The sequence below is a fragment of the Frankia tisae genome, assembly GCF_025403405.1.
Lineage (GTDB): Bacteria > Actinomycetota > Actinomycetes > Frankiales > Frankiaceae > Frankia > Frankia tisai.
In genome coordinates this window covers 1-11,154 of record NZ_JANEZT010000223.1, presented here as the reverse complement: position 1 = coordinate 11,154, position 11,154 = coordinate 1, and the positions used below count along the sequence as shown (strand labels likewise).

Below are 11,154 nucleotides of genomic sequence, written 5' to 3'. Positions count from 1 at the left end.
CGGAGGTACCAGCGCCCCGCCCGCGCCCGCTCGTGCCGCCGGCCGACTCACGCCGACCAACGCCGACCCGCACAGTCAGTGCCGGCCAGCGCCGGCCCGCGCGGCTCCGCCGGCCGCTCCCCGCGGGGCGCACAGAAGCCGCCACCGCCCGCGGCCGGCGGCACGGAGGAGCCATCGCAGCCCGCGGACACCACCCGCCCGTGCCAGCACTCCCAGGGAAAACGCCGCCCAGGCGGGCCCCAGCCATCCCCGGCGGCCCGGCGGGCCGGCTGGCCCAGCCGTGGTGTCACAAGCCTCACCCGGCGGGGTCCAGCGGCGGCACCCCGCGACGCACCGGCGCCATCGTTGCCCTGCGTGACCAGGGCGGCCGACACCGACGTGCCACACCGCCTCCGGCAGCCATGCCGATCCGTCCTGGGCCCGCGATGGCACCCCCGTGCCAGCACCGTCATGCCCCGCCTAATGGCACAACGAGTTCCACATCGGGGCCGCAAACACTAGTCTCACGGAGGTGACATCGGGAGATCGGCGACGCGGCGTACAACGCCGCGGACCCCACGCAGGCGGCACTCCCCGCGCACGCCGCCCCGCGCAGCTACGGTGTCGGAGAGCGACGAGATGTGGCCTGCCTGGGGCGCGAGACCATGAAGTGATCAGGTGCGGTCGCCGCATCCGCCGCGCCGCCCATGATCCGGCCGGTGACGGGACGTCCGGCCGGTTCACTCGCACGAGTTCGGACGACGGCTGCCCGGCGCAGGCCGCGGCGGTCGAGGAGGACGAGGTGAACGGTGTCACGACGACCCCCATACTCGCGGTGGCACCATCCGCGCCGTGGCCGGGCGGGCTCCCGGTGACCCCGCGACGATCCGTGCGCGCCGGGGTACCCGCCAGGGGCGGGCGGGCGGCATGATTCTTCGAGCCCGCCGCATCGAACGGCTGGAGGAGCATCCCAACCTGCGAGGCATCCTCGGCATCCTCGCCCAGCTTGTGCACACCTCCGACGCCGAGCTTGGCTCGCTCGCGGCCGCCTGGCGCAACTCCGGCTACCTGGCCGCCGCCCGGGACAAGGCGCTGGCCCCCGACTCGCCGCTGATCGTCGAGGTGCTGGCCGCCTTCGACGCGCTGAGCGCGATCTACGCCGATGACCTCGCCGGCGCCGACTACGTCACCGTCGAGCCATCGGTGGCGGCCACCGCGCTACGCGCGATGCGCGACGCCGTCGCCGCCTCCTACGCCCGGCCCATTCTCGGCCGCGCGGAGTACGCCGCACTCATGCGGCCCTGGCGCACGGTCTACCCGCGGGCACGCTCGCACGAGCCTGACCTCGGCCCGGCCGCCGCGGACGTCAAGCGGGTCCTCGCCGCACTGCCGGTCCTCGCCGGTCGCTGCCACGACCCGGACAGCCTGGAGGTCTTCGACGGGCTGCTGGTCAGCGCCCTTACCCGGGACGACTCCGCTCATCAGCAGGCCATGGACGCCGCCTTCGCCAGCGCCGTGGTGACCGGCCGCCGCCGGGTGTGGACGCTCGTGCGCCGCAGCGCCGCCGAGGGGTTCTGGCGGCTGTGCCCGGACTGCCGCGGCCAGCGCGTCGCCACCGATTCCAGCGAGGATCACCGGGTCATGGAGCTGTGCGCCGACCTGGCCTGCGCACTGCTCGTCGAGGACCTCCTCGACTCCACCCAGTTCACGCAGCTCACCCGCCCGCTGCACACACTCATCCCGCTTCAGCACCGCGGCGGCTGAACGTCCGCGCAAGCGGCCGCCGGGCGCCTGGCCCGGGGGCCGCGCCGTCGCCGTCCCCGGGGCGTCGCGGGCGGTAGACGATCAGCCGGGCGCCACTCGGAGTGATCACGATCCGCTCCACCCCCTCGGTGACCTCGCCGTCACAGGCGAAGGGCAGCGGTCCGGGTGCCCGAGAGGAGATCAGCACCCGCTCCACGGTGCGCTGCTCGTACACCCGGCTGCGGCCGAGCCGGCCGGTGAGGACCGCCCCGACCAGCCGCAGCCGGGCCAGCGGCGCCGACGCGTCGACGATCCGCAGGTCGAGCAGGCTCTCGTCGAGCCGGTTGCGGTAGGTCGGCGCGAAGCCGTCGGGCCGGTACACCCCGTTGCCGACGAAGATCAGCCAGACCTGGCGACGCTCGGTGTCGATCTCCACGTCGAACGGCGGCTCGTTGCGCAGCACCCAGCACAGCGCGATCATCATCGCGGGCCACTTGCCGATGCGCCGCTCGAACCGTTCACGCACGGCCACCATGTCGGGGTAGCCACCCAGGCTCGCGGTGTTCACGAAGATCCGGGAGAACCGGTCGAACACGGCGGAGATGCCGTCGGCCCGGCCGAGATCGACGGCGACCGCCGAACCTTCGCGGACCGCCTGCACCGAGTCGCCGGCCCCGACCAGGCCGAGGTCGGCGGCGAAGTGGTTGAGCGTGCCCGCCGGGAAGACCGCCAGCGGCATGCCGCGGGCCAACGCCACCTGAGCGGCGGCGTTGATGCTTCCGTCGCCGCCGGCGATGCCCAGCACTCTCGACGTCGACGCGGCGGTGGTCAGGGCTGCGGCCATGTCGTCGGCCGGCCCGACCTCGACGACCTCCGCTCGCGGCAGGTCGGCGCGGAGCACGGCGAGCAGATCGGAGTGGTTACCCGGGCCGGAGCGCGCGTTGACGACGACGGTGAGACCCTCCCCCTCGGGCAGGGCGGGCGCCCAGGCCGACGCCGGGCTCGCCCGTGCCGGCACCCACGGCCGGCGTGGCATCACCTTCGTGGTGAGCAGGCCCGCGCCGATGCCCAGCAGAATCCCCGCGGCCACGTCCCCGGGGTAGTGCACCCCGACATACACCCGGGAGAACGCCACGGCGGCGGCGAGGGCGGCCACCGGCACCGCCGCCCCGGGCGCGTCGAGGGCGACCCCGGTCGCGAAGGCGGCGGCGGACGCGGCGTGCCCGGAGGGGAACGAGAAGGTCGTCAGGTCTCGAGAGAGCCGGCGCAGCGGCGGGATGCCATGCGTCGGCGGCCGGTCGCGGCGGAACACCAGCTTGGCCGGGCCGTTGGCCAGAACGCTGGCGACACCGAGCCCGATCAGGGCGCGGGCGGCGGCCGGGCGGCGGCGCCCCTTGGTGGCCCCCAGTGCTCCCGCCACGCCCCACCACAGCAGACCGTGGTCCGCGGCGTGCGACAGCCGCGGCAGGACCGGGTCGAGCAGTGGGCGCCCGCCGGCGAGCGCCGTGAACAGTGAGCGGTCCGCCTGGGTGAACGCCTGCACGAAACTGCGGCCGAGGGCGATGTCACGGCGCATGAGCAGGCGGGCCCGGCGCCCGACCGGGCTCGCCGCCGATGGCGGCCCGATCCCAACCCCGACTCCGAGGCCAGCTCCGGGTAGGAATCCGGGGGGCACCTCCGCCCGCCAGCGGTCAACCAGGCGAGGCCCTCGCGCTGACCCGACAATCCGCCGTACAGACCCGCCCGTCGATCTCGCCATCACGCCCGGCACCGTACCCGCCCGCGGGCTCGTCGGATCATTCTGGACGAACTTCACAGCCGTCGGCCGCCGGCCGCGGGAGGCGAGTCAGGCCCGGCGAGGGCGGGTCAGACTCGCAGGGGAGCCTGGCTCGCCCGCCGTGGCGCCGGCGGCCGAGGGGCGCAGGCCGGCCGCGGCAGGGCACGCCGCGGCTCGACCGTACGACCCGTCGGCAGGATCTCGCCGGTGTCGTCGAAGAGGATCACCCCGTTGCACAGCAGGCTCCAGCCCTGGTCCCAGTGCTGGTTGGTCACCCGCGCGGCGTCACGGTCGGCGCCGTCCGCGGTAGGGCAGGGCGGGGAATGAGGGCAGCCTCTGCGCGGCGGGGTGAGCGCCCGAGCGGCCGCGGCGGCGGAGGAAGCGTCTGGGTCATCGGTCGGCGCGGGAAGCGTCGGCACCTCGTCTGAAACGCGAACACCTTGCACGAGCACCAGACGTTACGCCTCCCCGTAAGAAGCGTCACACCGAGGCGCGTGTGACGGGCTGGCGTGTCTGCCGCACCACAATGCAGGCCGGCCACGGAACACCTCCTGATCGACCCTGACCAGCACAGGAGCCGCGCGGCGCGCATGTGCAACCCAGCTCGACGGACTACGGAGGTGTCCGCAGTTGGATACCGGTAACGGGACCATGTGAGCAGATCGGTAGGTTACGGGACTGCGGCCGAGCGATCCGTGGCACCGGCCGCCAGAATGGCTCGCGTCGGTCTGCTGATGCGTCCACCTGCATGATTGGCGTCGGCAAGCCGGAGACTGGTCATCGGACTCCCGTCATGGACAGCCACCGGTGGACGGTCACGGGCACGCCCGGCCATGGAGGGGGTACGGACGATGGAGAGTGCCACGGGCGGTATCGGTGCCGGCACCGTCGGGGAGACTCCCGCCACCGGCGGGGCACCTCTTTCGCGGGGGCAGGCGTTCGAGGTCTCGGTCGTGATGCCGTGCCTCAACGAGCAGGACTCGGTCGGGCTGTGCGTGCGCAAGGCCCTCGCCGGGCTCGCCGCCGCGGGCGCCGTCGGCGAGGTCGTCGTCGTCGACAACGGCTCGACGGACCGGTCGGCCGAGCTCGCCAAGGCGGCGGGCGCCCGGGTCGTGCACGAGACACGACGCGGCTATGGCAACGCCTACCTGGCCGGCTTCGCCGCCGCCGAGGGCCGGCTGATCGTGATGGGCGACGCCGACGACTCCTACGACTTCTCCGATCTCGACGCGCTGCTCGCCCCGCTGCGCGCCGGGCGGGCGGACTACGTGCTCGGCTCCCGCTTCGCCGGGAAGATCCTGCCGGGCGCCATGCCCTGGCTGCACCGCTATGTCGGCAACCCGGTGCTCACCGGCATCCTCAACCACCTGTTCGACGTGCGCTCCTCCGACGCCCACTCGGGGATGCGCGCGTTCAGCCGCGAGGCGTACCAGCGGATGCGGCTGCGCTGCGAGGGGATGGAGCTGGCCAGCGAGCTGGTCATCGCCGCCGGGCGCGCCGAGCTGCGCATCGAGGAGGTGCCGATCACCTACCATCCGCGGGTGGGTGACTCCAAGCTGCACTCGCTGCGGGACGGTTGGCGTCACCTGCGGTTCATGCTGCTGCTCGCGCCTCGGTACCTGTTCGTCCTGCCGGGTCTGGTGCTGCTGGCACTCGGGCTCGTCGGCCAGGCGGTCCTGCTGCCCGGCTCGCTGGACCTCGGCTTCCACCGGCTGGACCTGCACTTCTCGATCCTGTTCGCGCTGCTGGCGCTGCTCGGCTGGCAGGTGGTGCTGCTCGGTGTCTGCGCGGATGTCCACAACCACGCGGTCGGCTGGCAGGAGCGTCGTCGCTGGCCGTTGCCGCTGGTCCACCGGGTGTTCACCCTCGAACGCGGGCTGGCCCTCGGAGCCGGCCTGTTCACGGTCGGGCTCACCGTCGACATCGTGGTGCTCGTGCGGTGGCTCGCGAACGACCTCGGTCCCCTGAACGAGATGCGGCCGGCGCTGCTCGCCATGACCCTGATGGTGCTCGGCGCGCAGACCGCGTTCGGCTCGTTCTTCCTGCGCCTGCTGACCGCAGGGCCCAGCGGCGGGCACCAGCGCGCCACCGCCCGCCCGGCGATGCCGGCGCCCGGCGATCCGTCCGGCGGCACGCCGCTGGTCGGCATGCATTACCAGTCGCAGGAGCACCCGGCCGAGGCCGTCGGGTTCTGAGAACGGCGGACTTCGACGATGGTCGTCCTGGGCAGGCACATGTTCCCGCCGCCCCCTGATCGAGACCCCGGCTCTGCGCCGCCGGTCCCGCCGCTGCCCTCGGCTGCGGCGGGACCGGCGGGACCCGACGACCCCGTCTATCCCGATGAGCCGGACTTTCCCGGCGGTCCGGTCCGGCCGCACGAACCCGACCTGCCCGCCTACCCGGACGAACCCGGCCGCGGCAACAGCCGTGGCCTTCCGCGCGGCGCCGGCGCCGCGGCCCGCGAGGCGGGGGAACCGGCGTCGCCCGACGCGCCCGACGCGCCGGTCGTCCTGGGCGACGACGCCGGCGGCGAGGACCAGCCGCCTATCCGCCGCCGCCGTCGGTCAATGCGGCATCTGCCCTTCGCGGTCCTGCTCGCCGCGGGCGTGGCGCTGCGAGCGATCACCGCCTATGCCTATCGGCCGGCTTTCGAGTTCTACGGCGACTCCTACGCGTATCTACGCCTGTCGACGCTGAAGGCCCCCGACCCGATGCGCCCGGCGGGCTACCCGGCGTTCCTGCGGCTGCTGTCGTTCACCGACGACCTCTGGTGGGTCACCGTCGTCCAGCACGCGGCCGGGCTGGCACTGGGCGTGACCCTCTACGTGATGCTGGTGCACCGGCGCATCGCGGCGCCGGTCGCGGCGCTCGCCGCGGCACCGGTCCTGCTCGACGCCTACGAACTGGTCATCGAGCACTACGTGATGGCCGAGACGCTGTTCGTGGTGCTGCTGGTCGCCGCGATCGTCGCCCTGACCTGGTCGCCCCGCCCGTCGGTGTGGGCCTGTGGGCTGGCCGGGCTGCTGCTCGCCGGCGCGGGCCTGGTCCGCACGATCGGCGTGGCCATCGCCGTGCTGGTCGTCGGCTACCTGCTGCTGCGCCGGGTCGGCTGGCTTCGCTTCGCGACCTTCGCCGTCGCCCTGGCCGTGCCGCTCGTCGCCTACGCGAGCTGGTTCCATGAAAGTCACGGGAAGTACGCGCTCACCGGCGGCGACGCGGTGTGGATGTACGGCCGGGTGGCGCCGATCGCCGACTGCGACCGGCTGCACCTGAGCCGGCCGCAGCTCGTGCTGTGCTCCCCGCACCCCGTCGCCGAGCGGCCGGACCCCAGCTACTACGTGTGGAGCGTCAACAGCCCGTCCCGGCGGCTGCACGTGCCCGCCGACGAGCGCGACGCGCTGCTACGCGATTTCACCCACCAGGTCATCCGGTACCAGTTCGGCGACTACGTCCGCATGGTCGGTGGCGAACTCGTCCACTACTTCCGCCCCGGCCGGCCGATCGGGCACCGGGACTGGCCCGACGCCACCTGGCGCTTCCCCACCGGAGACGAGCCCCGCTTCCTGCACAACGCCGAGCCGCTGCTGGGCCTGCACGGCGACACACCGAAACGCGAGATCCACGGGTCGGCCGCCGGCTTCCTGCGCCGGTACCAGCATGACGGCTTCGCCCCCGGCCCGGTGCTGGCCGCGATGCTGCTGCTCGCCGTCGTCGCGATCGCGGTACCGGCCCGGCGCCGCGTCCCACGGCTTGGCGTGCGCGGCGCCCGGGCCAGGCGACGCTGGCGCGACCAGACGGCCGAACACCGGCGGCTGCGCGCCGACACGGCCCTGCTCGCCGCGGCCGGCGTCGTGGTCCTCGCGGTGCCGGCGGCCACGGTCTGCTTCGACTATCGCTACCTGCTGCCGGTGCTCGTCCTGTTCCCGCCCGCCGCGGCGCTGGGCACCCGCCGGCTCGCCCTGGTCCGCCGCTCCCGCCGGGCACCGGACGAGATCTCCCGCACCTCGCTGTGGGCTCCCGCCGCACCCCAACCCGCGATGATCGGACCGTCGCCGACGGGAGGATCTTCGCTGACCGCGCCGCCACCACCACCCGAGGCCTCGGCAGCGCACCTCGCCGATCAGGACCTCTCCGCCCCGGCCGGACCGGCAACCCGTCCCGCCGACCCCGGCGAGGCGTCGACGGCGGACGCCGCGGCGCGGCGCCGGCACCGGCGCTGAGACCGGTTCAGCGGGTCCAGCCGAGGCCGAGGCGCGGGGCCTCCATCGCCGGGCAGGTGTCCATCACGACGTCGAGGCCGGCCTCACCGGCGCGGACAGCGGCCGCGTCATCGCGGACGCCGAGCTGGAGCCAGACGGCCTTCGCGCCGATCTTCACCGCCTCGTCCACCACCGGCCCGGCGAGCTCCGAACGGACGAACAGGTCGACGACGTCGACGGCGAACGGGATCTCGCTCAGCGTCGCGTACCCCTGCTCCCCCGCGACCACCGGCGCCGACGGGTGCACCGGCACCACCCGCTTGCCGTTGCGACGCAGGTACTCCGCGATGTCGAACGCGGTGCGGCGGGTGTCGGTGGACAACCCGACGACCGCCCACACCTCGGTGTCGGCGAGCAGATGGCGGATCGTGTCGTCGTCTCCGTAGCGCATGCCCGTTAGCAACAGCGGCGACTGCCCGTGTCATCCGACCGGATGGTGGCGGCGGTCGGGCGGTGGCGGCGGTCGGGCGGTGGCGGCGGGGAAGATGGCCCGCGGGTATCGTCGGCCTCCGGCGCCGTCGACCAGACCGGGGGCACGTCCGATGGGTTCCGATGGGTGAGGTCGCGGCGGTCGTCTTCGACCTCGATGGCGTCCTGATCGACTCCGAGCAGGTGTGGGACGACGTCCGGCGCGCCTACGTGGCCGAGCGGGGCGGGCGTTGGGCGGCGGACAGCACCAGCCGGATGATGGGGATGAGCACCGCCGAATGGTCGGGCTACCTGGCCGATCTCGGGGTGCCCGGGTCGCCGGCGGAGATCGCCGACGAGGTCCTGCGGCGCGTCGCCGACCGCTACGGCTCGGCTCCGCCGCTGCTGCCCGGCGCGGTCGACGCCGTGCGCGCCCTCGCCGCGCTGCACCCGCTGGTCCTGGCAAGCTCCTCCGCCCGGATGCTCATCGAGCTGGTCCTCGCGCACACGGACCTGGCCGGGCTGTTCCGCGCCGTCGTCTCCTCCGAGGAGGTCCCCCGCGGCAAGCCCGCGCCGGACGTGTACCTGGAGGCCGCCCGGCAGCTCGGCGTGCCGGCCGGCGACTGCGTGGCGGTGGAGGACTCCGCGAACGGGCTGCGCGCCGCCGCGGCCGCCGGGATGGCGGTCGTCGCCGTGCCGAACCCGCACTTCCCACCCGACGCCGACGCCCTGCGCCTGGCCTCGGCCCGGGTGGCCACCACCGCGGAGCTCACCCCCTCGGTCGTACAGGCCGCCGCGGCTCGGGCGGACGCATAGGATCATTGGGTGAACAACGCGGAAGTCGTCTCTTCCCGCGCGGGATCGCCCCGGCCCCGTGCGGGCGGCGGAACGGGTGGTCGGCGGTGAGCGACAAGCACGAGGTCACCCTCTCCACCTCGGCCGAACGGGACCTGGCCAAGCTCGCCGAGCTCACCCGCGGCGAGGTCCGCCGGTTCCTCGACGGCAAGCTACGCGACGACCCCCGCAAGGCCGGCACCCCGATTCCCGGCGAGCAGGTCGGCATGCACGAGGCCAGCGGCCCGGCCTGGCGGATCCTCTACCGGATTGACGCGAACACCCACACGGTGCGGGTCATGGTCGTCGCACCGCGCGGTTCACGTACCCGAATCGTGCCCACGATCGGCAAGCCGAGCCCCGCCACCGGCTGGCGCCGCATCTGACCTGCGCCGCCCCAGGGCGTCACAACGCCGGTGCCGCTCCTCGCGGACGTCACGCATCCGGTGTGATCGAGCCGCCCTGGCTGCGAGTGCCCTCGGGCAGCGAGATTCAGGAAACGTTGACGCCGAAGTCCAGCGCGATTCCGCGCAGGCCGGAGGCGTAGCCCTGGCCGACGGCGCGGAACTTCCACTCCCCGCCGTAGCGGTAGAGCTCACCGAAGATCATCGCAGTCTCGGTGGAGGCGTCCTCGGTGAGGTCGTAGCGGGCCGCCTCCGCACCGGTCGTGGCGTCGGTGACCCGGATGAAGGCGTCGCGGATCTGGCCGAAGGTCTGCCGGCGGGTGTCCGCATCGTAGATCGACACCGCGAAGACGACCTTCGCCGCCTGCGGGGTCAACGTCCGCAGGTCGACGTTGACCTGCTCGTCGTCGCCGCCACCGCCGCCGACCAGGTTGTCGCCGAGGTGCGTGACCGCGCCGTCGGGGCTGACCAGGTTGTTGAAAAAGACGAAGTAGCCGTCGGAGAGCACCCGGCCGGCCTCGTTGACGACGATCGCGCTGGCGTCGAGGTCGTAGTCGGCACCGCTGGTCTGCCGCACCTTCCAACCCAGCCCGATGGTCACAGCCGTGAGGTTGGGAGCGACCTTGCTCAGCGAGACATTCCCGCCCTTGGACAGCGACACGGACGTCATGCTCCACACCCTAGTACCGCTGGAGAGCGGCCCGAATGGATGCGGCCCGAAAATCCCCGCCTTCGCCGGAGCCGGGACGCGGTGGCAGCCACGTCCGCGGGCATCCGCGTGGGTCTACGCGGCGGCGAGCCGCCAGCGCGCGGGTGCGCCGTCGTCGAGGCGGGCCGTGCCGGTCGCCACCAGCGCGGCGAGGCATCCGAAGGTGTCGGTGACGGCGTTCTGGAGCGCCACGCCGCGCAGGTTGCGGAACGGGCGGTGCCAGGTCACGTGGTCGGCGAGTTCCCAGACGGTGGTTGCGCCGGCGCGCAGGCCCGCCAGCACCTCGGCGAGCCGGCCCTGGTGCACCGCGTCGATCTCGGCGAGGCGGGCTTCCAGGCCGGTGAAGCGGTGCTCGTGCGCCGGCAGGACCTCCGCGGCGTCCAGCCCGCGCAGCCGGGCGAGCGCGCGCAGGTGGTCACCGAGTGGGTCGGGATGGGACTCGTCCGGTTCGGGGGTGCCGACCACGGTCGACGGGAGCACATGATCACCGGACAGCAGCAGCCGGTTGACCGGCTCCCAGAAGCACAGGTGTCCCGGTGAATGGCCGGGCGTCCACAGCGCGCGCAGGTCCCAACCGGGGATGTCCGGTCGCCCGCCGTCCTCGATCAGGACGTCCGGGCGCGGAATCCGGCGGACGGCCGCCTGGGTGCCCTTGACCAGCTGCTCGGTCACCTCGGCCGGGGCGCCGGCGCGGGCCATCATCCCCGGGATCCGGGTGGCGAAACCGTTCTCGAACTGGCTCAGGATCGCGTTGTCCAACGGGTGCAGCGACACCCAGGCGCCGGAGGCCTCCCGGATCCGGCCCGCCATCCCGAAGTGATCGAGATGGGCGTGGGTGACGATGACGCCCTGCACCTCGGCGACCGAGGTCCCGATCGTGTCCAGCCCGGTCTCCAGGGCCGCGTAGGCGTCGTCGGAATCCCAGCCGGCGTCGATCAGGTAGGGGCCGTCCGCGGTCTCGAAGACGTAGACGGACACGTGGGCGGGCTTCGCCCAGGGCAGCGGGAGCGGGATGCTCCACAGCCCCGGCCGGACCTGCTC

10 protein-coding genes are annotated in these 11,154 nt (G+C 73.6%); 5 read left to right on the top strand and 5 right to left on the bottom strand.

Features of this window, described 5'->3' with window-relative positions:
- The first annotated feature begins 906 nt into the window (after positions 1-906).
- Positions 907-1,743, top strand: coding sequence for a hypothetical protein (locus tag NBZ85_RS19985; protein WP_163552208.1), 837 nt, complete (start codon positions 907-909; stop codon positions 1,741-1,743).
- Here NBZ85_RS19985 and NBZ85_RS19980 read toward each other — a convergent pair.
- Positions 1,715-3,397, bottom strand: a complete 1,683-nt coding sequence (locus NBZ85_RS19980; RefSeq protein ID WP_498041254.1) for a bifunctional phosphatase PAP2/diacylglycerol kinase family protein — start codon at positions 3,395-3,397, stop codon at positions 1,715-1,717. The two genes, NBZ85_RS19985 and NBZ85_RS19980, sit on opposite strands and share 29 nt — an antisense overlap.
- 191 nt (positions 3,398-3,588) lie before the next feature.
- Entirely contained in the window at positions 3,589-3,918 is a 330-nt protein-coding gene (locus NBZ85_RS19975; RefSeq protein WP_261559234.1) for a DUF5999 family protein, read from the bottom strand.
- Between the two features lie 432 nt (positions 3,919-4,350).
- Between NBZ85_RS19975 and NBZ85_RS19970 the strand changes: the two genes are divergently transcribed.
- Both NBZ85_RS19970 and NBZ85_RS19965 read left to right on the top strand, forming a co-directional pair.
- The gene (locus NBZ85_RS19970; RefSeq protein WP_261559235.1) at positions 4,351-5,694 is read left to right on the top strand and encodes a glycosyltransferase family 2 protein; all 1,344 of its coding nucleotides are present in this window, start codon (positions 4,351-4,353) and stop codon (positions 5,692-5,694) included.
- 18 nt (positions 5,695-5,712) lie between these two features.
- Positions 5,713-7,719, top strand: a complete 2,007-nt coding sequence (locus NBZ85_RS19965; RefSeq protein WP_261559236.1) for a hypothetical protein — start codon at positions 5,713-5,715, stop codon at positions 7,717-7,719.
- Between the two features lie 7 nt (positions 7,720-7,726).
- On the opposite strand, the gene NBZ85_RS19960 is transcribed toward NBZ85_RS19965, so the two are convergent.
- Positions 7,727-8,149 (bottom strand): CoA-binding protein, encoded by a 423-nt coding sequence (locus NBZ85_RS19960; RefSeq protein ID WP_136447924.1) that lies wholly within the window; start codon positions 8,147-8,149, stop codon positions 7,727-7,729.
- A 161-nt stretch (positions 8,150-8,310) separates the two neighbouring features.
- Between NBZ85_RS19960 and NBZ85_RS19955 the strand changes: the two genes are divergently transcribed.
- Positions 8,311-8,982 carry an HAD family hydrolase gene (locus NBZ85_RS19955; RefSeq protein ID WP_261562390.1) on the top strand — a complete coding sequence of 224 codons (672 nt, stop codon included), beginning with the start codon at positions 8,311-8,313 and terminating at the stop codon, positions 8,980-8,982.
- An 86-nt stretch (positions 8,983-9,068) separates the two neighbouring features.
- Positions 9,069-9,386: a type II toxin-antitoxin system RelE family toxin gene (locus tag NBZ85_RS19950; protein ID WP_261560565.1), complete on the top strand. Its 318-nt coding sequence runs from the start codon at positions 9,069-9,071 to the stop codon at positions 9,384-9,386.
- Between the two features lie 106 nt (positions 9,387-9,492).
- On the opposite strand, the gene NBZ85_RS19945 is transcribed toward NBZ85_RS19950, so the two are convergent.
- Both NBZ85_RS19945 and NBZ85_RS19940 read right to left on the bottom strand, forming a co-directional pair.
- A complete protein-coding gene (locus tag NBZ85_RS19945; RefSeq protein WP_261560564.1) occupies positions 9,493-10,074 on the bottom strand; it encodes a TerD family protein in 582 nt (193 codons plus the stop codon).
- Between the two features lie 114 nt (positions 10,075-10,188).
- The coding region (locus NBZ85_RS19940; RefSeq protein ID WP_261562389.1) for an MBL fold metallo-hydrolase at positions 10,189-11,154 on the bottom strand (966 nt) is incomplete at its 5' end.